This window comes from Paenarthrobacter sp. Y-19 (genome assembly GCF_029223985.1).
In the GTDB taxonomy this organism is placed as follows: Bacteria; Actinomycetota; Actinomycetes; order Actinomycetales; family Micrococcaceae; genus Arthrobacter; species Arthrobacter nicotinovorans.
In genome coordinates, this window is the sequence record NZ_CP119414.1 from 3596667 (window position 1) to 3623331 (window position 26665).

The following is a 26665-nucleotide window of genomic DNA, read 5'->3' on the forward strand; positions in this document are numbered from 1 at the left end:
CAATTTTCGAAGCCCAAGACATGCTGGACAAACATGGAGATGCACTTAGAACGTGAACCATCAATTCGTGACGCGAATTGTGAAACTATTTATTGAATCTTAGCTGTCAGGTCCGCGCCGATAGGCGGCAGGCCGGCGTCGGGCGTTACCAACCGCTGCGCGTTGGCGTGTGGCCCTTCCGGGCTTCCTCGGGCATGGCCATTTTTGCCCGCAATCCGAGTAATCGGATGGGGCGGTCGGGCTCGATCTTGGCGGTGAGGCCGAGGGCCTGGGCCAGGACTTCGTCGCGGTCGTAGGTCTCGGGAATTTTCCTGGCATAGGTCTTGGTGAAGAACGGCTTGTACCTGACCTTGAGCGTCAACCCAACCACGGGGCGACCTTCGGCGGCGACGTCTTCCAGGACCCGGGCCGTCAGCTCCTTGAGGGCGTCCTCGATCTGGCCAGGTTCCGTCAGGTCCTGTTGGAACGTGGTTTCGCGGCCGTGGGCCCGGGCAACCCAAGGGGTGTCGTCCACTTCCGCGGCACCCGCGCCACGGCCCAGTTGCGCGTACCACGGGCCCATTTTCGGGCCGAATTCCGGGACCAAGTCCTGCGGATCAGCGGCAGCGAGGTCGTTGACTGTGGTGATCCCGTGGGTGGCCAGCCGCTTGGAAATCTTCGGCCCGACGCCCCACAGCTCAATGGTGGGCTTGTCCCCCATGACCTCCAGCCAGTTGTCCTTCGTCAGGCGGAAGATGCCGGCGGGTTTGCCGAAATCAGTTGCGTTCTTGGCGCGGACCAGCGTGTCACCGATACCCACGCTGCAATGGAGCCGGGTGGTTTCGAGCACGGCTTCCTGGATCTGCTGTGCGTAAGCTACCGGGTCCTCGGTTTCCACTCCGACAAAGGCCTCGTCCCAGCCCAGCACTTGCACCGTTGCGCCGGGTTGCTCACGCAGGGTGGCCATCACGGTTTCCGAGGCCGCCAGATAGGCTTCCTGATCGACCGGCAGGATGATGGCGTCCGGCACTTTCCGCGCTGCGATGCGCAGCGGCATGCCCGAGCCCACGCCGAACGCCCTGGCCTCGTAGGACGCCGTCGAAACGACTGCCCGTTCGGTGGGGTCTCCGCGGCCGCCGACAATGATCGGCTTACCGGCCAGCTCGGGCCGCCTCAGTACCTCGACCGCCGCTATGAACTGGTCGAGATCAACGTGCAGCACCCAGGGAGTTCCGCTCACGGGATCAGTCTGCCTCATTGCCGGGGGCCTTGGCTGTACCTTCACGACCCTCTTTCAACTCACAGCAGCGCTAAATCAACCTATTCCGGGTGCATTCCGTGGCTGCAGCGGCTAAACAAGGTCGGGAAGCAACGCGTCCCGGGCACCCGCCGCCCCCGCATAAGCTGAGATGGTGCAGTTTTCACTTTGGCTGGCCCTGGTAGGCGCCGGCACCCTCATCAGTTTCACTCCCGGCGCCGGCGCGATCTTCACCATGAGCAACTCGCTGAACTCAGGCTTCCGACGCTCCATCTGGGGCATCCTCGGCCAACAGGTGGCGTTGATCATCCACATCCTGATCGTCGCTCTCGGTGTGGGTGTCCTGGTTTCCAATTCGCCGGTCATCTTCAACGTCATCCGATACGCTGGCGCCGCGTACCTGGTCTACCTTGGTATCCGCCAGTTCCTGCGCAAGCCTGACTTGGACAAAGAGCAGGTCGATGACAAGAAGAACGAGCCCGCACTGTCCATGTTCCAGCGGGGTGTCTGGGTCAACCTGCTGAACCCAAAGGCAATTGTTTTCTTCCTGGCCTTCATGCCGCAGTTCATCCGCCCGGACCAGCCCCTGGTACAGCAATATGTAGTGCTGACCGCAACAGTCCTCGCTATCGACATCATTGTCATGTGGTTCTTCTTCGCCTTGGCAGCACGTTCATTCCAACGCTTTACCCATGACCAGAAGGGCCAAAAGGTCCTCAACCGCGTGTTCGGTTGCCTATTTGTGCTGGTCGGCATCCTGCTGGCGGTCATTCACTAACCCCGGTACGTCATGGCCGAATGCTACGGTCGGAGGCATGGAAGCTGACTGGATCGAGCACCGGCGTGCGGATGGCGGCGAGCATGTGGGGTGGATGAAGCCCGTGGATGAGGGATTCGTCGCCATCGACATGCTGGGACGCCCGCGCACGGACGTTGTGGATTGGTTCACCGCCGAGGAAACGCTCAATGACCTCGGCCTGCGGTACCTGGCCGACCCCCATGAATTACGGCTCGACGACGGCGGCTGGCTGCGCGTGCGGATCGCGGAGGTCACGCCCTCCGCAGTTCGGGTGAAGAAGGACGACTGGGGCGACATGACCGCTCCGCAGATCTACTTCACAGTTTCGCTGCCTGTCACAGAGGAACAGCTCCGCCCGTTGAAGCGATAGCCGGCCGGAGCTATGTAGACCGGTTCTACGCCGTAGATCCGCGCACCACCAGGGAGCTCTCCAGCGTCACATGCGGCTCCTTGAGAGCCACACCCTCCATCAGCCCGCGGAGCTGCTCCCCAGCTCTGCGGCCCAGCGGTCTCGCGGGCAGGTGCACAGTGGTGAGGCTGGGATTGCTGGTGGCCGAGTAGGGCAGATCATCGAAGCCCGCCACGGCCAGCTTTCCCGGAATGGCGATGCCCTCCACCCGCGCTTCCTGCAGTACGCCGTAGGCGTGCGTATCCGTACCGCAGACGACGGCGGTCACCCCCTCGCGCTCCCACGCGGGCCAGGCGTCGGCGAAAGCAGCGGCGGCAGCACCGACGTCGATCGCTGTACTGATGACATGCCCGGCGTCGACCACCAGCCCGCAGGCGGCGGCTTCTTCCAGGAAGGCTTCACGGCGCAGCTGGAACGTCGCGGTTCCGGTGATGCCGTCGACGTAGGCGGCACGGGTGTGTCCGGATGCAGCCAGGTGCCGGGCCAGTTCGCGGGCTCCTTGGGCGACGTCGAGGTTCACGGACGGCGCGTACGACTCCAGCCCGGGAGCGTCCAGCAGCACCATTGGACCGGCTGCGGAAAGGTCTTCCAGGAACTCTGCGCTCGGGGCACCCACCAGCAAACCTGCCGGGCGGAGGGCCAACAACTTCTGCACGTCGGAAGCCTGGGGCGATTCGCCGGCGTCGGTCACTGAGAGGAGCAGCTGGTACTCCGCACCCAAGGATTCCCGCACCCCGGCGATGACGTTGGCGAAGAACGGGTTGGACACGTCAGGGGTGACCAGGATGACGATGGAGCTGACTCCGCGGGCCAGCGAGCTGCCGATACTGTCCACCACGTAGCCCAGTTCGGCGATCGCAGTGCGGACGCGGGAGATGTTGTCGTCGGATACCCGGCCTTGGGTTTTGCCGTTGGCCACCAGGGAGACCGTGGCTGTGGAAACACCGGCCCGGGCGGCCACCATGGCAGCCGTCACCCTGGGCGTGCGATGAGCACGGCTGCTGCGCCGATCCAGGGATTCCATGCATCGATCGTAGCGTTGTTCCGCTGCTCTGACCTGCGCCAAGGCATCAAGCGCTTGACGCACTCTACGTTAAGCGTTTGACGTTCTGGCCGGTCGGATGCCAGAATCGCCCTGAATGCTTATCGCCCTGCCCGGGCAAGTTCCCGGCAGGCCCCAATGACGTGGAGACAAACGTGGACCCCAACACACGCAAGAAGATTATTCTTGACTGCGACCCCGGCCATGACGACGCAGTGGCAATGCTGCTGGCGCACGGCAACCCGGACATCGAATTGCTCGCTGTGACCACCGTGGTGGGCAACCAGACCCTTGAGAAAGTCACCCGTAACGCCCTCTCGGTAGCCACCATCGCAGGCATCACCGGAGTTCCGTTCGCCGCCGGCTGCGACCGCCCCTTGGTCCGCACCATCGAAACGGCCCCCAGCATCCACGGCGACTCCGGCATGGACGGCCCGGAACAGCCCGAGTCCGCCATCGAGCTCGACCCGCGCCACGCCGTCGACCTCATCATTGAAACCGTCATGGCGCACGAGCCGGGCACCGTCACGCTGGTTCCCACCGCCGGACTCACCAACATCGCGATGGCCGCGCGCAAGGAACCGCGCATCGTGGAGCGTGTGAAGGAAGTCGTCCTCATGGGCGGCGGCTACCACGTGGGCAACTGGAGCGCGGTGGCCGAGTTCAACATCATCATCGACCCCGAGGCCGCACACATCGTCTTCAACGAAAAGTGGCCCGTGGTGATGGTCGGCCTCGACCTCACGCACCAGGCACTGGCCACGGACGAGGTGGTCAACAACATCGCGGTCATCGGCACCAAGCCGGCCAAGTTCGTCCTGGAACTCATGGAATTCTTCAAGAAGACCTACAAGGACGCCCAGGGCTTCGACTTCCCGCCGGTCCACGATCCGTGCGCCGTGGCCTACGTCATCGATCCCACCGTCATGACCACCCGCAAGGTGCCCGTGGACATCGAACTCCAGGGCAAGCTCACCCTCGGCATGACCGTAGCCGACTTCCGCGCGCCCGCGCCGGAGGACTGCCACACCTCGGTGGCCGTCGACCTCGACCACAAGAAGTTCTGGGACCTGGTCACCGATGCGATCCAACGGATCGGCGAACCAACGCACGACGGCGGCGCTGACGCCACCGTGATTGCCGAAACGGTCCTGGCAGGAGAGTCCAACTAATGTCCACGCTCACCGAAACAAAGTCCGCGCGCGGCAACGTCACCGCGCTCATGGTTGCCCTGCTGGCAGCCTGCGTGGCCTTCCAGCTCAACGCCTCCATGCTCAGCCCTGCCCTGGTCACCATGGGCAACGAACTCAACACGGATCAAGCCACCATCGGCCTGTCCCAGACCTGGTTCTTCACCGCTGCCGCCCTGTTCTCGCTCTTCCTTCCGCGCCTGAGCGACATCGTTGGCCGCAAGAAGATCCTGGTGGGCATGATGCTCCTCATGGCCGTCGGATCCGTCATCGCCGCGATGGCCCCTGACGTGACGTGGCTCTTCGTGGGCCGCATCATCCAGGGCGTCAGCGGACCGACCGTCCCGCTGTGCCTGATCATGCTTCGCTCCGCCGTCAGCAACCCGCGCAAGTACGGCACGCTCATGGGCCTCATCACGGCCGTCAACGGCGGCGTGGCCGGCGTGGACTCTTTTGTCGGAGGCTACTTCGCTGAGAACTTCGGCTTCCGCAGCATCTTCTGGCTCATGGTGGCCCTCGCCGTGGTGGCCACGGTCCTTATCGCCGTCCTGGCCGGCGAGAGCAAGCCCGCCGCCGGCACCACCATGGACTGGCTGGGCGTCTTCTTCATCGTGATCGCCGTGGGCGCACTGCTGACGGCACTGAACGAAGGCTCCAAACTGGCCACCGCCTTCGATTCCGGCACGTTGACCCTTGCCATCAGCCTGACGGTGATTGCCGCCGTCGCCTTCTTTGCGTTCTGGACTGTCGAGAAGCGCGCCAAGCAGCCCATGGTGGAAACCGTGCATCTGCGCCAGCGCTCCACGTGGGCACCACTGCTGACCACCACCCTCACCATGACCGGTATCTTCGCGGTCATCAACGGCATCGTCCCGGCCTACGTCCAGGCTGCCGATCCGGGCTTCGGCGTCGGCCCCACGGAGATGTCGCTGATCATCCTGACGCCGTACGCGCTGCTCGGTTGGATCTTCGGCCCGATCAGTGGCCGCCTCGCACCGATTCTGGGCTACACCAAGGTCCTGCGCATCGGCCTGGTCGGCAGCCTCGTGGCACTGGCCATCATTGCGTTCTTCGGCCTCAACAACCTGCCCATGATGATCCTGGGCACGGCCCTGCTGGGCATCATGTACGCCGGCACCGTCAACATCATGCTGAACGGACTTGGCGTGGTCCTTTCGCCGCAGGGCAACCCCGGCTTCCTCCCGGGCATGAACGCCGGCGCTTTCAACCTCGGTGCCGGGTTGAGCTTCCTGGTCCTTCCCGCGGTCCTCGTCGCAACGGCCTCCTTGAATGACGCCAAGGCGTCGTACCTGACCGTTGTGGTAGTGGGCCTCGCGATCACCTTCGCCGCGTTTGCCGCTTCGCTGCTGATCCCCAAGCCGGTGGACGCAGAAGTGGCCGAGGCCGGGACGGTGGCCGCATGAGCAACGGCAGCAACGCGCCCAAAGCGGGGATCGTCGTCGTCGGCTCCCTCAACGCCGACCTCACCATCTACACCGACCGCCTCCCCAACCCAGGCGAGACGGTCCATGGCAACGGGTTCGCGGTGAACCCCGGGGGCAAGAGCGCCAACCAGGCGGTGGCTGCCAGCAAGCTCGGCGGCAAGGTCAGCCTGATTGGCGCGGTGGGCGAGGACCCCAACGGCACCATGCTCCTGGACTCGACCGCCAGCGCCGGAGTGGACGTGTCCCGCGTCCGACGCTCCGATGCAGCTACCGGAGTCGCGGTCATTTCCGTCGATGCGCGCGGCGAGAACAGCATCATCATCTCCGCCGGAGCCAACGGGACGCTGCGGCCAGCGGACGTGGAGGCTGCTGCTTTCGCCGACGCTGCCGTCGTCTGCCTGTGCCTGGAAGTGGGGATGGATACCGTGGTGGCCGCCGCGCAGGCAGGGCACGACGCCGGAGCCACGGTTCTGCTGAACCTCTCACCGTACGCTGAGGTGCCCGAGGTTCTGGCCGGCCTGAGCGACGTTCTGTTGGTGAATGCGCACGAGGCCGCGATGTTCCTCGGCTCGGAGGCCGACATTCCCGATGCCGACGCCGAAGCTGAGGAATGGGAGCCGGTCCGGGCCCAGTTCGCGGACCGTGGACTGCAGCGTGTGCTCGTGACGCTGGGCGCGCAGGGCTCCGTGGTCTTGGACTCGCTCGCCCGTGGAGCGGAGGACCAGATCACGCGCATCTCCCCCACCAGGGTGGACGCCGTGGACACGACGGGCGCCGGAGATGCGTTCACGGGTGCTGTTGCTGCCCGGCTGGCCGCAGGTGATTCGCTGGCCGACGCGGCCGCGTTTGCCTCGGTGGCCGCCGCCCTGGCCGCAACGAAGAAGGGCACGCAGGCCGCGTATGCGAGCCGCGAAGAAGTCGAGGCTGCACGGGCGTCCTAAGCGGCACGGCACCCAACCAGGGGACAGCACGCGCTCTCATGAGCCTTCATTGGAGCGTGCACTGTCCCCTCTTTGGGTTAAGAGGACATACGGGCTGCCTTGGGTTAAGCGGACTTGCGGGCTGAGCGCTGGGCTGCGCGCTCCACGGCTTTGCGGGACAGCGCTCCGTGGCCGGCCATGAGGCGCGGCACCACGAGATAGACGGCTGTGGGGACAACGAATGCGGTCAGCACGAGCGCGCGCAGAACGGGATGCCAAGGCTCCATGATCGGCCCGAGCAGCAGCATTCCTACAGATACAAGCGGAAATATGGCGATCCAGGTAATGAGCGTCCGCATGTGAACGGAGGGCCCCTGTGGGCGGGCTGCGGCCGGGGCCACGGGGGCAGTTGTTTCGGCGGCGACTTCGGTCGTCATCAGATTCTCCAACCAGATAGTTGCAATTGACTTGAGATCACAATAGCCCGACCTTGGAACAATTACAACTACTTAGTTGGAAACTGCTAATATGACCCTATGGCATGGGACACGGAACGAACCAAGGCACTGCTGCTGGAAGCGGCAACCACCGAGTTCTGCACACGTGGACTGGCGGGCGCCCGCATCGACAGGATCGCGTCCGAGGCCGGCGTCAACAAAGAACGGATCTACCAGTACTTCGGGAACAAGAACGGGCTGTTCGACGCCGTGATTGTCGCGGCGCTCAGCTCCCTCATGGACGAAGTACCCATCGAGGGCAACGGCCCCGAAGCCATGGCGGACTATGCGGGCCGGCTCTTCGACCATCACCAGGAAGACGCAACGGCCCCCCGTTTGCTGTTCTGGGAAGGCCTGGAACGGGGGTCCGACGTGGTTGGCCTGCCCAAACGCATGGCCAACTGCGCATCGAAGGTAAACAGCACCATCGCAGCCCTGCCCGGAATCTCCCGGGAAGACGCGGGAGACCTCCTCATCACCATCGTGAGCCTCTGCGATTCCGCACCGGTGTTGCCGGCCTTGGACGGGCTCATGGCCGGCAATGACCCCGGCCGCATCCAAAGGCGACGCGCCGCCGTCATGCGCACCGTCCACCTGGCCGCAGCAGCGCTGGCCGCCGAAGCCACAGCAGCCGCCACCGCCTGATCGAAGCGGTGCAGAACCTCCCCCTGTGACAGCTTTGACAGCAAAAGTGACTCACTTGTGAAGTTGCCCCTAGCCAAGAGGGGGTGCCATCAACCATGCTTGCTGCATGTACTCAACGACGAGCCCATACCGCATCATCACGGTCTGCACCGGAAACATCTGCCGCTCGCCCATGGCAGCGCTCATGCTGGCCGAAGCCTTCACTGCGGAAGGGCTCGGCGAGCTTGTAGTGGTGGATTCAGCGGGCACTACGGGCTACGAGGTCGGCCACCCCATCGACCCACGCGCCGCCCGCGTCCTGACAGCCCAGCACATCGCCTCCGAGGACCACGTGGCCCGGGAATGGCGGCACGAATGGTTCGCCGGGCGGGACCTGATCCTGGCCCTGGACGTTGACCACTTCGGCTGGCTCCAGGAAGGCGCCCCTGACCGCGCCTCACTGGAAAAGGTCCGCATGCTGCGAAGCTTCGACCCCCAAGTGGCCGACCGCAGCTCCCTGGACCTTGGCATCGAGGACCCCTGGTACGGCGGGCACACGGACTTCGACAGCACCTGGACGCTCATCAAATCGGCCATCCCGGGAATCGTGGAACACGCCAAAGCAGCCATCGCCTCCGGAGACACCGAAGCAGGCCAGGAGCACCAGCAGGTAACCTCTATGACATGACCCCTGCACCCGTGATCATCGCTGTTGACGGCAGGTCCGGCGCAGGCAAAACCACACTGGCCGTCGAGCTGGCGGCCCGGCTTCGGCAACACCATAAAGTTTCGCTCTTCCACCTCGAGGACATCTATCCGGGGTGGAACGGCCTGCGTACCGGCATCGAGCGTTACGTGGCCACCGTGCTCACCCCGCTCAGCCAGGGAACGGCCGCAGAATGGGTCAGCTGGGACTGGGAACGGCACTACGACGGCGGGCTGAACGTCACGCTGCCCGCGGAAATCGTCATCGTGGAGGGCGTGGGATCCGCCGCCGACGCCGCCCGTCCCATGCTGGACGCCGTGGTGTGGGTGGAAGCGCCGGGTGACGATCGCCGTCGTCGAGCCCTGACGCGCGACGGAAGTACCTACGAACCCTACTGGGACACCTGGGCTGCGCAGGAAGAAGAGTGGCTCTCGGACGACTCCGTCATCGCCGAAGCCGACATCCACGTCCAAAATCCCGCCAACGGCAGCGCGCCGGACCACGTTCTCCAGGCACTCATGTACCTGCCGGCGCTGGCAGCCATCCTCTCCCCCGAACTGAGCGCACGGCGCGGGCTGCAGTTGCGGTCCGAGCGCCTGGAGGCGACGCCGGACGCCGCACGCCTTTTCGAAACCCTCTACGGGCAGTCGCGGAACGCCGTGTGGCTCGACTCGTCCAACGCGGCCGCAGTGGCCGGCCGCTCCCAAGCCGCGGCCCGCAGCCGCTTCAGCATCCTGGCCGACGACGGCGGCACTTTCGGCCAGACGGTGTCGCACCGTTCCGGGGTCACCACCGTCACGGCGGGGTCAGCCTCTGTGACGACATCCGGCCCCTTCTTCCGGTGGCTGGACTCGGTCTGGGGCAGACGGGCGGTCCGCGCGCCCCGCGGATACGACGGCCAATTCACGCTCGGCTGGCTGGGATACCTGGGCTACGAACTCAAGCGCGAAACCGGCGGCAACGATGTCCGTTCCGACACCCCGGACGCCGCACTCCTCTTCGCGGGCCGGGCCGTGGTGCTGGACCACCGCGAACAGACAGTATGGCTGCTGGCCCTGGACGCCCCCGACGCGGACGAGTGGCTGCGCGAGGCGCGGGCCGCCGTCGTCGGGTCTTCCGGTGCCGCTTCTCCAGGCGCGGATGCCGCCCCCACGGCAACCGTCCCCGAGTTCGTCAGCCGCGATTCCGCCACCGACTACAAACGCAAAATCGCCGACTCCCAGCACCAAATCGGCGAGGGCAACTCCTACGAAATCTGCCTGACCACCACGCTGGAAGCACCCGCGGGGGACTTCGACGCGTGGACCAGTTACCTTGCACTGCGACGCCGGAACCCGGCCCCGTTCGCCAGTTACCTGCGGTTCGGGGAGCTGGAGGTCGCCAGCACCTCACCTGAGCGGTTCCTGCGGATCCTGTCCGACGGCGGCATGCGCGCCGAGCCGATCAAGGGCACCAGGGGCCGGTCTGCCGACCCTGACGCGGACGCAGCCCTGCGGCAGGACCTTGAGACCTCACTGAAGGACCGCGCCGAGAACATCATGATCGTGGACCTCCTGCGCAACGACCTCAGCCACTTCGCCATCCCCGGTTCGGTGACGGTGAGCAGGCTGTGCGCCATCGAAAGCTACGCGACCGTCCACCAGATGGTGAGCACCGTGGACGCACACCTGAGGCCAGGCGCTCCTCGGGCAGAAGCAGTAGCCGCCGCGTTCCCGGCAGGATCCATGACCGGGGCGCCCAAGATCAGCACCATGGACATCCTCGACCAACTCGAAGCAGGGCCGCGCGGCATCTACTCCGGCGCCATCGGCTACTTCTCCCTGAACGCCGCCACCGACCTCGCGGTGGTTATCCGCACCCTGGTGGCCAATCCCGACGGCGGCAGGGGGCGTACCCTCACGCTCGGCGTGGGCGGCGCCATCACCTCGGATTCCGTGGCCGACGACGAGTACGAGGAAATACGGGCCAAGGCCTTCGGGGTGCTCTCAACCCTCGGCGCCGGCTTCCCCGACTGAATCCCCGGTGAGGACTACTGGAGCGTTGCCGTCAATCTGGCCACGTTATCCACATACTTGGCCAACGGGGGCCGGTCCATCCAGTCGTCCAGCATAAGCTCACGGGATACCTCGCGGTACGTGGATTCCACGGCCCGCATGAGGTTCACGGTCTCGGAGCCCAGCAGCATCACCGAGACCTCCATGTTGAGGGAGAAGGAGCGCATGTCCATGTTGCTGGAACCAAGAACCGCCACCTCGTCATCAATGGTGAAATGCTTGGCGTGGAGGACGTATGGCGCGCGGTAGAGATAGATGCGCACCCCTGCATTCAGCAGTGCCTCGTAGTAGGAGCGCTGGGCGTGGTGCACCAGGAACTGGTCGCCCTTCTCCGAGACGAACAACTCCACGTCCACCCCCCGCTGGGCGGCAGTGGTGATGGCGTACAGCAAGGAATCATCGGGGACGAAGTACGGGCTGCAGATTGAAATCCGGTGCTGCGCCGAGTAGATCAACGTGTTGAAGAGCCGCAGGTTGTTCTCTGTCGCGAACCCCGGGCCGCTGGGCACAACCTGTGCGGTGACCTGGCCGGGGGACGGCAACGCCGGCAGGCGCAGCTGGTCCTCCAGGGACTCGTCCGTTTCGCTGAGCCAGTCCGTCGCGAAGACCACGTTGAGGGTGGGGACGATCGGGCCTTCAAGCCTGGACATGAGCTCAACCCATTTGCGTCCCACCTTGTGGTGCTTGGGGTTGTTGTAGGACGGCTCAATGAGGTTCTGCGAACCGGTGAATGCCACCTGGCCGTCGATCACCATGATTTTGCGGTGGTTCCTCAAGTCCGGACGCCGCCATTGGCCGTGGATGGGCAGCAGGGGCAGCATGCGCTTCCACTGGATCTTGCCCGCTTTGAGCCTGCGGATCAGGCGGCGGTAGCCCTTGACGCGCAACGTTCCAATGTGGTCGAAGAGGAGCCGCACAGTGACGCCCCGCTCAGCCGCTTTCTCCAGCTCAGTCAGGAGCTCATCAGTCACGGAGTCACTGCTCATGATGTAGAACTCGGCGTTGATGTAGTTCTTGGCGTCCCTGACGGCCTCGGCCATGGCCTTAATGGACTCGTGGTAGCCGGGGATCAGCTCCACCTTGTTGCCATCCACCATGGGCAGCGAGCCCAGCCTGTGGTTAAGCTCCCCGGCCGACTTCACCCACTCGGGTCCGGAGTAGACGCTCACCGGATCCGAAAGATCGGAGGTCACGGCACGGACGCGGCGGTTGACTTCTTCCTGCTGCTCCCGCCTGCGCTTGGAAAGTTTGAAATTGCCAAACAACAGGAACAGGACGAAGCCCACGGATGGGATGAGGAACACAGCCAAAAGCCATGCCATGGCCGTCGTGGGACGGCGATTGCCGGGAATGATACCCAGCAGGACGATCCGCATGATGACTTCCGCGATGGCCCACGCACCCAGCAACCAGGTCCACTCCTGGCCAAACGGAAAAGGAAAGAGCACCTGACAAACCCCCACGGTTCATGGACAACAGTGACCACAGCCTATCCGGCAAAGTCATCAGCGGTGGCCCCGCACTAAGCTGGGACCATGACTTCAGCAGCCCCCACGGTCCTCGTTTTCCTGGACCCCGCCTTCGAAAACGGCCGAATTGCCGATTCCAGCCAACCGCAGCTCATGGCCACGGACCTGGGAGCTACACGCGGAGATGGCGTATTCGAATCACTCCTGGCTGTCCAAGGCCGGCCCCGGAAAGTCCAGGCACACCTGAACAGGCTGGCCGGTTCTGCAGCAGCTTTGGACCTGACGCTGCCCGATCAGGACGCCTGGCGGCGGGCCATCGAAACGGCCATCACGGAATTCCGCAGCACCCACCCTGCGCCCACGCCTGAGGAGGACGAGGTTGTGGTCAAACTCATCGTCACCCGCGGTGTTGAAGGTGCGGCGAGCCCCACATGCTGGGTACAGGCTTCGCCCTCACCCGCGGGCAGTCGCCGGCAGCGCGAGACGGGCATCGACGTCGTGCTTCTGGACCGCGGCTTCGACACCGAAGCCGGCGAGCGCGCACCATGGCTGTTGCTCGGTGCCAAAACACTTTCCTATGCCGTCAACATGGCCGCACTGCGCTACGCGCATAAGCAAGGCGCCGACGACGCGATCTTCACCTCGACCGACGGCCGCGTCCTGGAAGGACCGACGTCCACCGTGCTGCTGGCGCACCTTGAAGAAGTGGACGACGGCGCGGGTTCCGTCAGGACTGTTCGCCGCCTGATTACACCGCAGCTGGACAGCGGCATCCTTCCGGGAACCTCGCAGGGTGCGCTGTTCGCGGCAGCCAAGGCCGCCGGCTGGGAACTTGGCTACGGTCCGCTGGAGCCGCAAGACTTGTTCGACGCCGACGCCGTGTGGCTCATCTCGAGTATTCGCTTGATCGCTCCGGTGAACCACATCAACGGCAAGGAAGTCGGCACACCCGCCATCCGAAAGCAGCTCACAGCCGAGCTGAACGAATTGTTCGCGGGTATCGAATAGAGGTCCGCCCTGGGGCGTCTGCCAAGGATGCTCCGCTTGGAACCTAGCAGGTCGCAAGTAGAGTAATTGCTCGCATGACTCAATGATAAGGAACTCTTGGCCTCAGCCATGAGCAAATTGTGCGTCCAATCGCATTTCTTATCCTCCTTGAAATGGTCATTCGTCATGTGATGAATCTTGTTCTCGTGTTAGTTGGATCACGTCCGACTGCCACTACTTCAGACTTTGCTGGCTAACTTCCCGGAGGGAATATGGGACTCAGCTCCCCCACAAAAGCCGAAGCATCGGCAACCGAGGCGCAGTCCGCAACTGCCGCCTCACCATCAGGACTCCGCCGGTCCATGGAGGCCCGGCACCTGGTCATGATCGCCATGGGCGGTGTCATCGGTTCAGGCCTCTTCGTCAGTTCCGGCTACACCATCGCCACCGCCGGCCCCCTGGGCGCGGTGCTTGCCTTCCTGATCGGCGCCGTCGTGGTGTATCTCGTGATGGCCTGCCTCGGGGAACTCGCTGTTGCGTTCCCCGTCTCGGGCGCATTCCACATCTATGCCGCCCGCACCATCGGACCCGCCACGGGCTTCGCCACGGCGTGGCTGTACTGGCTCTGCTGGGCTGTGGCCCTTGGTTCGGAATTCACCGCGGCCGGGCTGCTCATGCAACGGTGGTTCCCGGGCGTGGATGTCTGGATCTGGTGTTTCGTTTTCGCAACTGTCCTCTTCACCCTGAACGCCATTTCATCGCGCGTCTTTGGGGAATCGGAGTTCTGGTTCGCGCTCATCAAGGTCGCCGCCGTCGTCGGCCTCATCATCCTGGGCGGCGCCGCGCTTACCGGTTTCCACCCCCTTGCAACGGGCGACTACCCCACGTTTGGCGAGAACTTCAGCACCCCTGACGGGCTCTTCCCGAACGGCTTCACGGGAGTCTTTGTCACGTGCCTGGCCGTCTTCTATGCCTTCTCCGGTTCCGAACTGATCGGTGTTGCCGCTGGTGAGACCGCCAACCCCGGCGCGAACATCCCCAAGGCAATGCGTACCACGGTGATCCGCCTAATGATCTTCTTCGTTGGTGCCATCACGGTGATTGCGGCAACCATCCCGTACGAAAAAGTCAGCGTCGACGAGAGCCCGTTCGTTACCGTCTTCTCCATGCTCGGCATCCCGTACGCGGCGGACATCATGAACTTCGTGATCATCACGGCGTTGCTTTCGGCCGGAAACTGCGGCCTCTTCTCCTGTGCCCGCATGCTGTTCTCGCTGGCCGACGAAGGCCACGCACCCCAGGTCTTCAAGAAGCTCACCAAGCGCGGCATCCCGCTGGTTGCCCTCTGCGTGAGCATGCTCGGCGGTCTCGCCTCGCTGATCAGCAGCGTCGTTGCGCCGGCTACCGTTTACCTGGTGCTCGTTTCCGTGGCCGGCTTTGCGACGGTAGGTGTGTGGATGTCGATCGTGGCTTCACACTTCATCTACCGGAGGACGTTCGTGAGGAACGGTGGCGACGTCAACACTCTGCCGTACAAAGCGCCGCTGTTCCCGCTGGTGCCGATCCTCGCATTCGCCTTGTGCGTTGTGTCGTTGATCGGCATCGCGTTCGATCCCAACCAAGTGGCGGCCCTCCTGTTCGGAGTGCCCTTCGTGGGTGCCTGCTACGCGTTCTTCTACTTCAAGTACGGACGCCGCCGCTCGCTTAAAAAGGCCGTCAACTCCTAGCGCCGCGGATTCCTGACCCTGTTGGGATGCAGATCAGCCCTTGGACAACTCTTTCGGTTGCCCAGGGGCTGATCTGTTGTGGAAGGTCGACGGCGGACCTCACCCCGCCTGCGCACAATCACTCTCCGCGGCTGATGGCCTTGGGTCTACTTCTTGTTTGCCCGCACCGGGTGCTCGCTCAGAATTGACAGCCTGTTGAAAGCGTTGATTCCAATCGCCGCCATGCAGAGGACACTGATCTGTTCGTCACTGTAGTGCTGACGCGCCACGGCAAACAGTTCCGGGCTGGGACGGGAGGTACTCATGCGGGTAATCTGCTCCGCGATCTCCATGGCGACGACCTCGCTGGGTTCGAACAACTGCACTTCCTTGTACACAGCCACCAATGACAGGCGCTGCTCCGTCTCGCCGTACTTCAGTGCCCGACGGTGGTGGAGATCCAAACAGAACGCGCACCCGTTGATCTGCGAACACAGGTAATTGATTAGTTCGAGGGTCCGGCGCGGGATCCCGAGCCGGTCAGCTTCGTCAACGAGTTGCTGCGAATAGTGGCTGAGCGTCGCGTAGAGGACCGGTTGCTGCTTATCGAGATAACCGGCCAGCCGCGGTTTTGTTTCCTGTTCAGGCATGTTTGGAGCTTAACGCACCGCGCTCGGAGAGCTTAAGTGAGCAAGCGTCACCACCGAGCAGGCGGAACGTGAGGGAGGGTCACAGCCAAGCACGCGGGATGTGAGCAAGCGTCACAGCCAAGCACGCGGAACGTGAGGGAGGGTCACAGCCAAGCACGCGGAACGTGAGCGAGCGTCACCGGCAAGCACGCGGGATGTGAGGGAGGGTCACTCCGGGGTGTCGGCGGCCAGGCGGATGCCGTTCTCGGCCAGCCATACGGGATTGAAGGCCTTGCTCAGGTAGTTGGTGCCGGCGTCGGGCGCTATGGCTACCACCACCGAACCGTGAGGCGCGGCGCGGGCCACGCGCACTGCTGCCGCGACAGCGAGACCGGACGACGGCCCCAGCGCGAGCCCTTCTTCGTCAAGAAGCCGATGGACCGTGCTGTAGACCTCGTCGTTGGGGATCCGGAGGAAGCGGTCAACGATGGAGCGGTCGAAGATCTTGGGCCACTCTGACTGCGGCCAGGAGTTGCCGACGCCGTCCACCAGGATTTCGCCGGGATGACCCCCGCTGTACGCGGATCCGTAGGGGTCTGCACCTACCACTTCAACGTGCCCGCCCGGCCTTGAGGCTGCCACCTGTTCCTTCAAGTAACGCCCGTTGCCGCTGATGGTGCCGCCCGTACCGATGCCGGCCACGAAATGCGTCACCAGCCCACCCGTCTGTTCCCAGATCTCCGGCCCCGTGGTCTCGTAATGTGCCAAAGGATTGGCCGGATTGTCGAACTGCATGGGCCGCCAGGCGCCGGGTGTTTCGGCGGTAATCCGGGCGGCCACGGCTCGCGCGTTCTCCGGAGACTCGGACGGCGCGTTCCAATCCGTCAGGATCACCCGCGCGCCATAGTTGTGCAGCGCAGCGAGTTTTTCCTCGGAAATGGTGTCGCCCGTGACCACCACCACCGGGTGGCCCGTGAGGTGCCCGATCAGCGCCAGCCCAATCCCGGTGTTACCGGACGTGCTCTCCACAATGGTGGCCCCCGGCCTCAGCTCCCCCGAGCGCTCGGCCGCCCGCACCATACTTAGTGCCGTGCGGTCCTTGATGGAACCACCGGGGTTCTCGGACTCCAGCTTGACGTGGATGACACTGCCGAGCCCGCGGCTGAAGTTCTCCAGCTTGACCAGCGGAGTGTTCCCCACCTTTTCCAGGACCGAGGCGTCGAGACCATCAAGACCCCCGGGCAGTGCATGCAACCCATGCTTACGGGTGGCCGTGCTCATGGCGTCGCCTCCTCTGTTTCAGTGAAAAGCTGATCCACGGCTTCGCGCAGCACCGTCCGCGAGCGCTCCACCAGGTCCGGCGCCGGCGGCCGGTCCGCCAACACATCAGCAAGCCGGCCCGCCACCAGCCCGGTCCCGTTGCCGAGCGGCTGTGCAGCTTCGGCTTCCAGCAGGAGGTAGGAAGCCGTGAGGGACTCGATGGCCAGGAGCTTCTCCGCGGCATCAATCGACTTCTCCAGCTGTTGCAAGGCCAGCGGAGCAAGCGTCGAGTGGTCCTCGATGTCGGCTGAGAGCGTGGGCGCGCCGAGGGTTGCCGGCGCTGCCAGGAATTTGAGTTCGGCCAACAGTCCGGCCGCGGAATACCAGAGCAGCCCGGGCAGCTCCTCCTGGATCAAGGCAGACGCCGCACCGGGCGCGGAGGACGCCGCTGCCAGGTGCCTCGCCCGGATGGCCCGCTGCGGTGGATACAGCTTGGCGATCCGCCGCTCGCTGGAAATCCCCACGTGCGCCAATCCCAACCGCAGGCTTTCGAAGGACAACGCCAGCTGCATGGGTTGGAAGTTCCCGCCGGACACCATCGTTCCCGACTCCACATCGACCAACGGGTTGTCTCCCCGGCCGTTCAGCTCCACTTCCAGGCCCGAACGCAACTGCGCCACCAAGAACCGGAACGCCCCGTGGGTCTGCGGTGCAGCCCGGAAGGACAACGCGTCCTGTACCGACGCTTCCCTGCGGACATCCTCCAGCCAGCCACCGCTGAGAAGCCGTCGAACAGCGGCGGCCGAGTCCCGCTGGCCGTCAACCGCCTTGGCCCTCTGGATGGCCGGCGAAAAGGGACTGAGGTTTCCGCCGCCGTCGTACCTTGCGATCGCCTCCAGCGACAATGAAAGCGCGACGTCGGCGAGCCGGGCCAGGTGCTGCAGGCGCACCAAGGCGAGGGCTCCCGCGCCCACGGAGTAGGCATTGGCGCTCACCAGGGCCAAGGCCTCTCCGGCAGCAGGTTGCAGGGCTTGCAGGCCGGCGTCCGCGAGGGCTTTGGCGCCGGGCACCAGCATGCCGGAGGCATCGAACGCTTCCCCCTCGCCCAGGGCTACGGCAGCGACGGCGGCCAGCTGGGTCAGGTCGGAGGAACCCACGGACCCTTCGCGCGGGATGGCGGGGTAGACGCCGCGGTTGAGCAGTTCGGCGTAGAACCCTGCGGTCCCGACACGCACTCCGGAGCCGCCCCGGCTGAACCCGACAAGCCGGGCCAGGATCACTGCGCGCGCTGCGGCACGATCCAGATACGGGCCTACGCCGCTGTTGTGATACCTGATGACCTGCACCTGGTAGGCGAGGAGGGACTTCTCCTCCACAGCAGTGTCCCGGCCTGACCCTAGAAGGGTATTCAAACCGTAGATCCGTTGGCCGGAGGCGGCCGCCTCCTCCACGATGTCCCTTCCCCGTCCGATCAAATTCAACGCTTCTTGGTTGAGTTCCACGTGAAATGTCGGATCCGCAGCCGCTTCCGCCACAGCCAACGCGGAAACGGGGCCCGTCCCGATGGTGAAAATGCCCATTAGAAATCCAGCAGGTTTTGGCGGAATCCGCCGTTGCCGTAACTCTTCCTCAACAGGCCGCGGCGGCGGAGTTCCGGGGTCAGCTTGTCCAGCACACCGTGCACGGTCACCGGATCAACGAAGCCGGAGAACAGGAAGCCGTCGCCCCCTACCGCCGCGCCGGTCTCCTCCAGATAATCCGCAATTTCTCCCACCGTGCCGATGATCGAATCCCCGGCACCACCGCTGCGTGCCTGCAGGATTTCACGCAGAGTGGACCCGGGAGGGGCAGCCTTGGCGAAGTGCTCCAAGGTGCCCTGGTTGCTGTTGGTGCTCAACTCCGGAAGCGGGGCATCGAGGTCGAACTTTTTGAAGTCGATCACGGACAGGTAGGAGATGGAGTTGAGCTGGCTGTCGATGTCGCGCTGCGTCAATTCCCGGCGCTGCGCCCGCAACTCCTCGGCCTCGGCTGTGGAACCCACCACGGTGGGCTTCAGCACGAAAAGCACCTTCACGTCGTCGGGATTCCGGCCGGCTTTCGCCGCCTCGGCCCGGATCGAATCCCGGTAGGCCTTCATACCGTCAACGCCGCGGGCGAGCGCAATTGCCACATCCGCGTGACCGCCGGCAAACGCTTTGCCCCGCGGAGAGGCGCCCGCTTGGACAAGCACGGGTTCCTCGGGCAACGGTGCCGTGTTCAACGGCCCACGGACCTTGAAGAAGTCCCCGTCGTGGTTGATCGGGTGCACTTTGGTATGGTCCGCAAACACCCCGGCTGAAACGTCCTCAAGTACAGCGTCGGCCTCCCAGCTACGCCAAAGCCGCCTGACGACGTCGACGAATTCCTCCGCTTTTTCGTACCGGAGGTCGTGTTCGATCTGCTGGTCCAAGCCGTAGTTCTGCGCGGCGAGATCGCTGCCCGAGGTGACCACATTCCATCCGAGCTGCCCCTCGGAGAAGTGCTGCAGGGTAGCGAGGAGCCGGGCCGCGGTGAAGGGCGGGTAGAAGGAAGCGCTGACCGTGGGAACGATCCCCAGGTGCTCCGTGGCGGAAAGCAAGTACGGGACCAACGCCAAAGGATCGTGTTTCGGCGCAAAGGAAGCATGGGCCAGCGAAACCTCGGCAGTACCACCATAGGTGTCCGGGACGGTCAGGGAATCCTCGATGATGAACAGGTCCAGCCCGGACAGCTCGAACGCGCGCACGGCCTCCTGGTACAGGGCGGGCTTCTTCCAGTCGTACCCCAGGCTGTAGCCCGGAGTGCCCCAGCCCTGCACCCCGAAACCGTGCCCAACGAACCAACCAAAATGCAGCATGGGCTTGAGTGTAGAACTGCTCTGTCCGTTCACCGCGACCTGATTTCATACGAAGTTACAGGGGGTCGTACTGCGTCAATTATGCTCCCGGGACGTCTTAATTGGACCCGTACTCCAGTACCGCCCGGTTACGCAACATGACGACGGCCGCCGTGCGGGCCGTCGTCGTGAATGCTACGTTTTTCTTGAGTAATGAGAACCAGCGCAAAGCCCTGACTTGCTGGTCGGCAACCCTCTCTCCGGCGGGGTGCCTCAGGTGACTACTCGGCGTATCGACAACTCGAACTGCAAGCGTGACTGAGGAGCACCAGCAATGCCTGAACCCACTGAAGAAAAACTCTCTTACCGCCTGATAACAGGCCCGGATACCCGCGACTTTTGTGAGCGGATCACCAACGCCCTGGCGGATGGGTACGTACTGCACGGCAGCCCCGCCGCCACGTTCAACGGAACCGACGTGATCGTCGCGCAGGCCGTCGTCCTGCCCGCCGCGATTGCCAGCGCCGATGCCGCAGTCGCCAACGCCGTTGATGAACTGGATACCGACGACGAAGAAGCATTCGAGGGCCACGCATGAGCTACGCAGGTGACCTGACCCCGCAGGACGCGTGGGCCAAGCTTGAACAGGGCGCCATCCTGGTGGACGTCCGCACCGAGGGCGAATGGGCCCACATCGGAATCCCCGACACGAAAGCCACCGAGAACGATCCCCTGTTCATTCAGTGGAACCTCGCCGGCGGCATCCCGAACTCCCGCTTCATCGAGGACCTGCAACAACAGGCACCCGAGGACGACGGCGTGGAGCTCGTCTTCATCTGCCGCTCCGGCCAGCGCTCCATCGCCGCCGCCATCGCCGCCACGCAGGCAGGCTTCACCGCCTACAACGTCCTTGAAGGCTTTGAGGGCGAACCCGACCGTTACGGCGAACGCACCGTCAATGGTTGGAAGAACCGTGGCCTGCCAACGAATCTGGGGACCGAGTAAGTGACTTTCAATCCTGACGCCGCCGGCTGGAGCCCCGACACCCAGGCCGTTCGCGGTGGACTTGACCGTACCAACTTCCAGGAAACGGCCGAACCCGTCTTCCTGAACTCCGGCTTCGTTTACGAATCCGCCGCCGCGGCAGAACGCGCCTTCACCGGCGAGGACGAACGCTTCGTCTACTCCCGCTACGGCAACCCGTCCGTGGCCACCTTCCAGGAGCGGCTGCGCCTCCTCGAAGGTACCGAGGCTTGCTTCGCGACGGCGTCCGGCATGTCCGCCGTGTTCACCGCACTGGGTGCCCTGCTGGCTGCCGGCGACCGCGTGGTTGCCGCCCGTTCCCTCTTCGGCTCCTGCTTCGTGATCCTCAACGAAATCCTTCCGCGCTGGGGCGTGGAGACCGTGTTTGTTGACGGACCGGACCTTGACCAGTGGCGTGAGGCTCTCTCCGAGCCGACCACTGCGGTCTTCTTCGAGTCACCGTCCAACCCGATGCAGGAAATCGTGGACATCCAGGCCGTCAGCGAACTGGCGCATGCCGCTGGGGCGACTGTCGTCGTCGACAACGTCTTTGCCACTCCCCTGCTGCAGCGCTGTGGCGAGCTGGGCGCCGACGTGATTGTGTACTCAGGCACCAAGCACATCGACGGCCAGGGACGCGTCCTCGGTGGCGCGATCCTGGGCACCAAGGAGTTCATCGATGGACCGGTGAAGCAGCTCATGCGCCACACGGGGCCATCGCTTTCGGCTTTCAACGCCTGGGTGTTGACCAAGGGCCTGGAAACCATCGGGCTCCGAGTCAACCACAGCTCGGCATCGGCCCTGAAGATCGCGGAATGGTTGGAGCAGCAACCCGCCATCAGCTGGGTCAAGTACCCCTTGCTGAAGTCGCACCCGCAGTACGAGCTCGCCGCGAAGCAGATGAAAGCCGGCGGCACAGTGCTCACGTTCGAGCTCTCGCCGTCCACTGGCCGCTCCGCGAAAGAAGCCGCGTTCGCGCTGCTTGATGGATTGCGTGTCATCGACATCTCCAACAACCTTGGTGACTCCAAGTCGCTGATCACCCACCCTGCCACCACCACCCACCGGGCCATGGGTCCGGAGGGCCGGGCGGCGATCGGGCTGTCCGATGGCGTGGTGCGCTTGTCGGTGGGGCTGGAGGACGTGGACGATCTCATCCTGGATCTGGAGAAGGCCCTCAAACAGGTCTAACCTTGCTGGCATGAGGCATCCATACCGCCGGGCGGGGGCTGTCATCGTTGCGGGATCGGTGGTGTGGTTGGCCGGGATTTCACCGGGATCCCGCGTGTACCTCATGCACGACCCCGCAGAGCGCCTGCGTTTGCTGCTTGCCAGCGAGCGCGGATGGGTGATCGGCCACCACGCGGCCGCTGCAGGAACCGCCGCAGTCCCGGTGGGCTTCCTGGCGTTCTCGAAAGCACAACCGGCAGGGACCTCCAAAGCGTGGGCGTCCGCGGCAGCAACAGCGCTGCTCGCGGGCGCACCATTCTTCATCTACAGCTTGTCGCGGCGGGCCTCGGACCTTGAGCGTTTCGCTTATTTTCGGGGATCCAATGCACCGTTCCTCGCCTACTCATGGCTGCATGTGCTGGGCTTGGCTGCCATGGGCGGCAGCCTGCTGAAGTCCCCCGCCAAACGATGGGCGGGGATGACGGCAGCAGGGATGGCCGTGGTTTCCGGGACCGTCCTGGCGACCACCAAGGACATCCCGCCCCTGGTTTTCTACCTCACCGAAGGAGCCGTCGGAGCGTACCTGATGGCGTGGCCGGAACCCGGGGACATCGGGGATAGCGAGAACATCGGAGACATCGAGGGCTAAGGCCGCCGCACTCTGGTCAGCAGCGGGACCGGGTCCTTGAACGCGCCCGTCGCGGTGCCACGAACAGTCACCTTCGCAGCGTGCGAGACCACGGTGGCAAGGGCTTCGGAGCCGGGCGGATTCCCGCCGTCACGATGCCTGGCGCTGTACCGTGCCGCTGCGTCCCGTTGTTCGAGCGCTCCGTTGCCGCGTCCCAGAATTTCGGCAATGCCCGCCTTGACCAGCGCCAATTCACCTTGGTCATCCAGTACCGGGCTGAGATAGTCAACCAACGCCCACACGACATCAGCGGCAGGCTGGGGCCGGAAATCGCCGAAGTCCAGGAGGTCTCCCCGCAAACCGGAATTACTGGCCCGCCAACCCGCCATCCGCAGCAGGGCGGTCGGCACCGGGGTGGGATCAACGCCGTCGAGCATTTCCAAGGAGGCCGTCTCCACCAAAGCCCGCACCAGCACCGCGATCAGCGCCGCGTCCTCTGCGCGGAGGCAGACGTCGGCGACCCGGACCTCTACGGTGGGCTGGTTCCTGGCGATCCGGGCATCGAAGTAGATCATCCCCTCATCCAGGACTACACCGGTATCAAGCAAGCGCTGCACCACGCGTCGATAAGCCGTGAGCGAGCCAAAAAGCGATGACGGCCCGGACGTGGGCCACCGGTTCCATGCCTGCGTGCGGTAGCTGTCGAACCCGGTCGGAAGCCCGCGCCAGTAGGGCGAATTGGCCGAGAGCGCGGTGAGTACCGCGAGTTTGTCCCGGATGTGGTCCAGCACCACCACGCCTTCCTCCGGGGACTCCACTGAAGTGTGCACGTGGAACCCGCACGTCAACTGCTCGGTGGCGATGATGCCGAAGTGGTCCAGCATCGCGGCGTACCGGGGATCCGGGGTGGTGTGCGTGTTCGAGGCCAATGGTGAAGTGGCGATCGCTGCAACCCTTGCCCCGTGCCGCCGGGCAGCTTCATCGGCCATGGCGCGACCCCGGCGAATCTGCTGCAGGAGTTCGGCATAGCTGTGACACGGCCGCGTTTGGGTTTCGATTTGCTCCAGCTTGAGCTCCTGGCTCAGTCCGGTCTCCGTGGCAGGTTCCTCGTAGCCGGCCAGAAGCGCGTCCGCGAGAGCCAAGGGCATGCCCGTCACCGGATCAACGATGAGCAGTTCTTCCTCGACCCCGAAAGTCCGCATGCTCCATTCTGCGTCACGGGTGGCCTTCAGAACACAGGGTGGGACTGGCAGTTTGGCCTGCGGCAAACAGATTCTGCTGGATCATCGTCCGTGGAAACGGAGAGGACCCGCGGATTAGCCGGCCAAGCAAGCTGGCCGGGGCCGATGATCCAGCAGATTTGTCCACATACGCGAAGTTTCCGGGCCGGGGAGGGACCAGTCCGTGGCTGACTGAAGGCATGAACGCATTCGAATTCTTGTCGTCAGTAGGTGGAGTAGCCAAGGTAGGGCTGCTTAAGGCCCACGGGCACACCCCGGCGGACCTAAGGAAGCTCGAGGGGGCCTATCAACCGCGGCACGGCATATGGGCTCTGCCCTCCGCAGATACGGAGTTTGTCTCTGCCCTCGTAAACAACGGACTTCTGACATGCGCAAGCGCAGCTGTCCGCTATGGCCTCTGGCTTAAAGACAAACCGGGAAGACTGCATCTGGCAACCAAGCACAACAGAGGCCGGGGGTTTATCCGGCACGGAGGTCTCAGGCTGGGCTCGGAGTCCTACGTTCCAGTTGCCTCGCTGGAAGACACTGTCATTCACGCTCTCACGTGCCTGCCGGACGTTGACGCCATTGCCGTGGCCCAGTCCGCTATGAAAAACCGTGGAGTTCCCCGTGACGTCCTGGAGGGCGAGCTGCGGGCCAACTACTTCGGGAATGCGAGGAAACGACTGCGCCAGGCCGACGGTTTGTCTGAATCCGTCCCGGAGATCAGTGCCCGCCTGCTTTTTGAGGCGGCGGGACTCTCCTTTGAACGGCAGGTCCAAATCCCAGGAGTGGGCCGGGTGGACACCCTGATTGACGGCTGGCTGATTGTGGAGGTCAATGGCTATCAGTTCCACAGTTCACGGGAGGCCTGGAGAAAGGACATGGGCAGGTTGAACGCGGCGCAGGCAATGGGTTACCGCGTCCTGAGCTTCTCCCCCGAGCAAATCTGGAACTCGCCGGAGCTGGTCTTGGGCCAGATCCGGGCGTGCCTTGGGCTCGGAAGGCCGCGGGATGGGCGATGACAGAGTATTTGCTGGATCATCGCCCGAAGCAGCAGCCGGAAGGCCCGAAGTTCCGGGCTTTTCCGTTGCTGCGAGCTCCGATGATCCAGCAAAAATACGTCAGCATCAGTCCTGGAAGTACTCCACCTTCGCGCCGATGGTGTTCAGCCGCTCGGCCAGGTCCTCGTAACCTCGCTCAATCACGTAGATGTTGCGCAGCTCGGAAGTACCCCTGGCCGCAAGCATCGCCAGGAGAAGGCAGGCGGCGGGGCGCAGGGCCGGAGGGCAACCAACTTCTGCCGCACGCCACTTCGTTGGTCCGTTGACGTAGATCCGGTGCGGGTCCAGGAGCTGAACCTGGGCGCCGAGCTTGTTGAGTTCTGTCAGGTAGATGGCCCGGTTTTCGTAGACCCAGTCATGGATCATGGTCTGTCCTTCGGCGTTGCCGGCAATCACGGCGAAGAAGGGCAGGTTGTCGATGTTCAGGCCCGGGAACGGCATGGGGTGGATCTTGTCCTGCGGCGCATGCAGCTCCGAGGGCTTGGTTGTCACGTCCACCAGGCGCGTGCGGCCGTTGCGGGCCATGTATTCGCCGGAGATCTCGAGCTTCTGGCCCATCTGCTCCAGCGTAGCTAGTTCGATCTCCATGAACTCGATGGGAACCCGGCGGATGGTGACTTCCGAGTTGGTCACGATTCCGGCAGTGATCAGGCTCATGGCTTCGATGGGATCTTCGGACGGGAAGTATTCAATGTCCACGTCGATGGCCGGCCGCCCGGTGATCTTCAACGTGGTGGTGCCCACACCCTGGATATCCACGCCAAGGCCCTGCAGATAGAAGCAGAGGTCCTGGACCATGTAGTTGGGGCTGGCGTTGCGGATGACCGTGGTGCCTTCGCGGTGCGCGGCTGCCATGATGGCGTTCTCCGTGACGGTGTCGCCGCGTTCGGTCAGCACGAACGAACGGTGGTGTCCGTCGGCGGCGGGCGCCGTGACGGAGTAGAAACCGGACTTCGCCTCAACCTCGAGGCCGAACTGGCGCAGCGCCTGCATGTGGGGCTCAACGGTGCGGGTTCCGAGATCGCATCCGCCGGCGTAGGGAAGAAGGTATTCACTGGTCTCGTCAAGGAGCGGTCCCAGCAGCATGATCACGCTGCGGGTCCGGCGGGCGGCGTCCACATCCATTGATTCGAGGTCAAGGACCTCGGGCCTGCGGATGCGCAGATCGCTTCCGTTAAGCCAGGTGCATTCCACGCCGATGGATGTCAGCACTTCGACGATCCTGTTGACCTCTTCGATACGTGCCAGGCGGCGCAGCGTGGTGGTTCCGCGGTTGATCAGGCTCGCGCACAGCAGGGCCACACCGGCGTTCTTGCTGCTGTTGACGTCCACCTCTCCGGAGAGCGTACGGCCGCCTTCCACCCGCAGGTGGGTCATTTGGGGCTTGCCCACCTTGACGATGGAACGGCCGAAGATCGCTTCGAGGCGTTCGATCATCCGGAGGCTCAGGTTCTGCTTGCCCTGTTCCATCCGGGCGATAGCGCTCTGGCTGGTTCCCAGCTCAGTAGCCAGCTGCCCCTGCGTCCAGCCCTTTTCGCCGCGGGCGTTGCGGAGCAGGAGGCCTACGTGTTCTGCGGTCGGTTGCGTCATAACCAAGAAATATCACAAGTGAGTTAGAAGTAGCTAGCAAAACACCGTTTAGGCGGTAAACGTCACACCCTACCCGTATTGTGCGATATATAGCCCGACGCCGGCACTCGCCTCATCGGGGCCGCTCACTGCGGCGGTGGGT

25 protein-coding genes and 1 riboswitch are annotated in these 26665 nt (G+C 64.1%); of the genes, 15 read left to right on the forward strand and 10 right to left on the reverse strand.

Annotated features, from left to right (window positions below):
* Positions 1–145: 145 nt before the first annotated feature.
* Entirely contained in the window at positions 146–1237 is a 1092-nt protein-coding gene (locus tag PYR64_RS16835) for a DNA polymerase IV (protein WP_275776483.1), read from the reverse strand.
* 151 nt (positions 1238–1388) lie between these two features.
* On the opposite strand from PYR64_RS16835, the gene PYR64_RS16840 reads away from it, so the two are divergent.
* Both PYR64_RS16840 and PYR64_RS16845 read left to right on the forward strand, forming a co-directional pair.
* Positions 1389–2015 (forward strand): LysE family transporter, encoded by a 627-nt coding sequence (locus PYR64_RS16840; RefSeq protein ID WP_018778217.1) that lies wholly within the window; start codon positions 1389–1391, stop codon positions 2013–2015.
* 37 nt (positions 2016–2052) lie between these two features.
* Positions 2053–2406: a hypothetical protein gene (locus tag PYR64_RS16845; RefSeq protein ID WP_275776485.1), complete on the forward strand. Its 354-nt coding sequence runs from the start codon at positions 2053–2055 to the stop codon at positions 2404–2406.
* Between the two features lie 25 nt (positions 2407–2431).
* Here the strand turns inward: PYR64_RS16845 and PYR64_RS16850 are convergent, their stop codons facing one another.
* Positions 2432–3469 carry a LacI family DNA-binding transcriptional regulator gene (locus PYR64_RS16850; RefSeq protein ID WP_275776487.1) on the reverse strand — a complete coding sequence of 346 codons (1038 nt, stop codon included), beginning with the start codon at positions 3467–3469 and terminating at the stop codon, positions 2432–2434.
* A 173-nt stretch (positions 3470–3642) separates the two neighbouring features.
* Here PYR64_RS16850 and PYR64_RS16855 point away from each other — a divergent pair, with 173 nt between their 5' ends.
* Genes PYR64_RS16855 through PYR64_RS16865 form a run of 3 tightly spaced genes read left to right on the forward strand, consistent with a single transcriptional unit; the run spans position 3643 to position 7063 of the window.
* A complete protein-coding gene (locus tag PYR64_RS16855) occupies positions 3643–4659 on the forward strand; it encodes a nucleoside hydrolase (protein WP_275776489.1) in 1017 nt (338 codons plus the stop codon).
* Positions 4659–6101 carry an MFS transporter gene (locus tag PYR64_RS16860; protein WP_275776491.1) on the forward strand — a complete coding sequence of 481 codons (1443 nt, stop codon included), beginning with the start codon at positions 4659–4661 and terminating at the stop codon, positions 6099–6101. Before PYR64_RS16855 ends, PYR64_RS16860 begins: the two co-directional genes overlap by 1 nt.
* Positions 6098–7063, forward strand: a complete 966-nt coding sequence (locus PYR64_RS16865; protein WP_275776493.1) for a ribokinase — start codon at positions 6098–6100, stop codon at positions 7061–7063. Before PYR64_RS16860 ends, PYR64_RS16865 begins: the two co-directional genes overlap by 4 nt.
* A gap of 104 nt (positions 7064–7167) precedes the next feature.
* Here PYR64_RS16865 and PYR64_RS16870 read toward each other — a convergent pair whose 3' ends face one another.
* Positions 7168–7479, reverse strand: coding sequence for a hypothetical protein (locus PYR64_RS16870; RefSeq protein ID WP_275776495.1), 312 nt, complete (start codon positions 7477–7479; stop codon positions 7168–7170).
* 99 nt (positions 7480–7578) lie between these two features.
* Between PYR64_RS16870 and PYR64_RS16875 the strand changes: the two genes are divergently transcribed.
* The 3 genes from PYR64_RS16875 (at position 7579) to pabB (ending at position 10884) form a co-directional block, all read left to right on the forward strand.
* Positions 7579–8184 (forward strand): TetR/AcrR family transcriptional regulator, encoded by a 606-nt coding sequence (locus PYR64_RS16875; protein ID WP_275776496.1) that lies wholly within the window; start codon positions 7579–7581, stop codon positions 8182–8184.
* Between the two features lie 106 nt (positions 8185–8290).
* Positions 8291–8851 carry a low molecular weight protein-tyrosine-phosphatase gene (locus PYR64_RS16880; RefSeq protein ID WP_275776498.1) on the forward strand — a complete coding sequence of 187 codons (561 nt, stop codon included), beginning with the start codon at positions 8291–8293 and terminating at the stop codon, positions 8849–8851.
* Positions 8848–10884 carry an aminodeoxychorismate synthase component I gene (pabB, locus tag PYR64_RS16885; RefSeq protein ID WP_275776500.1) on the forward strand — a complete coding sequence of 679 codons (2037 nt, stop codon included), beginning with the start codon at positions 8848–8850 and terminating at the stop codon, positions 10882–10884. Before PYR64_RS16880 ends, pabB begins: the two co-directional genes overlap by 4 nt.
* A gap of 14 nt (positions 10885–10898) precedes the next feature.
* On the opposite strand, the gene cls is transcribed toward pabB, so the two are convergent.
* On the reverse strand, positions 10899–12371 hold the full coding sequence (gene cls / locus PYR64_RS16890; RefSeq protein WP_018778206.1) for a cardiolipin synthase: 1473 nt from the start codon (positions 12369–12371) through the stop codon (positions 10899–10901).
* Between the two features lie 87 nt (positions 12372–12458).
* Between cls and PYR64_RS16895 the strand changes: the two genes are divergently transcribed.
* Complete coding sequence (locus PYR64_RS16895) at positions 12459–13400, forward strand: aminodeoxychorismate lyase (protein ID WP_018778205.1); 942 nt, start codon at positions 12459–12461, stop codon at positions 13398–13400.
* A 251-nt stretch (positions 13401–13651) separates the two neighbouring features.
* A complete protein-coding gene (locus tag PYR64_RS16900) occupies positions 13652–15106 on the forward strand; it encodes an amino acid permease (RefSeq protein WP_018778204.1) in 1455 nt (484 codons plus the stop codon).
* A gap of 146 nt (positions 15107–15252) precedes the next feature.
* Here the strand turns inward: PYR64_RS16900 and PYR64_RS16905 are convergent, their stop codons facing one another.
* From PYR64_RS16905 to PYR64_RS16920, 4 genes are all read right to left on the reverse strand, one after another.
* The gene (locus tag PYR64_RS16905; RefSeq protein ID WP_275776503.1) at positions 15253–15735 is read right to left on the reverse strand and encodes a carboxymuconolactone decarboxylase family protein; all 483 of its coding nucleotides are present in this window, start codon (positions 15733–15735) and stop codon (positions 15253–15255) included.
* A 207-nt stretch (positions 15736–15942) separates the two neighbouring features.
* Positions 15943–16995 carry a cysteine synthase family protein gene (locus PYR64_RS16910; RefSeq protein WP_018778202.1) on the reverse strand — a complete coding sequence of 351 codons (1053 nt, stop codon included), beginning with the start codon at positions 16993–16995 and terminating at the stop codon, positions 15943–15945.
* Positions 16992–18554 carry an aromatic amino acid ammonia-lyase gene (locus PYR64_RS16915; protein WP_275776506.1) on the reverse strand — a complete coding sequence of 521 codons (1563 nt, stop codon included), beginning with the start codon at positions 18552–18554 and terminating at the stop codon, positions 16992–16994. Before PYR64_RS16915 ends, PYR64_RS16910 begins: the two co-directional genes overlap by 4 nt.
* The gene (locus PYR64_RS16920) at positions 18554–19882 is read right to left on the reverse strand and encodes an NtaA/DmoA family FMN-dependent monooxygenase (protein ID WP_018778200.1); all 1329 of its coding nucleotides are present in this window, start codon (positions 19880–19882) and stop codon (positions 18554–18556) included. The genes PYR64_RS16915 and PYR64_RS16920 overlap by 1 nt, the downstream gene beginning before the upstream one ends.
* A gap of 155 nt (positions 19883–20037) precedes the next feature.
* Positions 20038–20149, forward strand: a riboswitch (SAM riboswitch).
* 13 nt (positions 20150–20162) lie between these two features.
* On the opposite strand from PYR64_RS16920, the gene PYR64_RS16925 reads away from it, so the two are divergent.
* From PYR64_RS16925 to PYR64_RS16940, 4 genes are read left to right on the forward strand one after another with little or no spacing between them, the layout of a single operon-like run.
* Positions 20163–20426, forward strand: coding sequence for a DUF1737 domain-containing protein (locus PYR64_RS16925; protein ID WP_018778199.1), 264 nt, complete (start codon positions 20163–20165; stop codon positions 20424–20426).
* Positions 20423–20833 (forward strand): rhodanese-like domain-containing protein, encoded by a 411-nt coding sequence (locus PYR64_RS16930; RefSeq protein WP_039243084.1) that lies wholly within the window; start codon positions 20423–20425, stop codon positions 20831–20833. Before PYR64_RS16925 ends, PYR64_RS16930 begins: the two co-directional genes overlap by 4 nt.
* Positions 20834–22042, forward strand: a complete 1209-nt coding sequence (locus PYR64_RS16935) for an O-succinylhomoserine sulfhydrylase (protein WP_018778197.1) — start codon at positions 20834–20836, stop codon at positions 22040–22042.
* A 10-nt stretch (positions 22043–22052) separates the two neighbouring features.
* Entirely contained in the window at positions 22053–22670 is a 618-nt protein-coding gene (locus PYR64_RS16940; RefSeq protein ID WP_055972842.1) for a hypothetical protein, read from the forward strand.
* Here the strand turns inward: PYR64_RS16940 and PYR64_RS16945 are convergent.
* Positions 22667–23851 carry a glutamate--cysteine ligase gene (locus PYR64_RS16945; RefSeq protein ID WP_275776510.1) on the reverse strand — a complete coding sequence of 395 codons (1185 nt, stop codon included), beginning with the start codon at positions 23849–23851 and terminating at the stop codon, positions 22667–22669. The two genes, PYR64_RS16940 and PYR64_RS16945, sit on opposite strands and share 4 nt — an antisense overlap.
* A gap of 218 nt (positions 23852–24069) precedes the next feature.
* On the opposite strand from PYR64_RS16945, the gene PYR64_RS16950 reads away from it, so the two are divergent.
* Complete coding sequence (locus PYR64_RS16950; protein ID WP_275776511.1) at positions 24070–24894, forward strand: DUF559 domain-containing protein; 825 nt, start codon at positions 24070–24072, stop codon at positions 24892–24894.
* 105 nt (positions 24895–24999) lie between these two features.
* Here the strand turns inward: PYR64_RS16950 and PYR64_RS16955 are convergent, their stop codons facing one another.
* A complete protein-coding gene (locus PYR64_RS16955; protein WP_018778193.1) occupies positions 25000–26523 on the reverse strand; it encodes a UDP-N-acetylglucosamine 1-carboxyvinyltransferase in 1524 nt (507 codons plus the stop codon).
* Positions 26524–26665 lie beyond the last annotated feature (142 nt).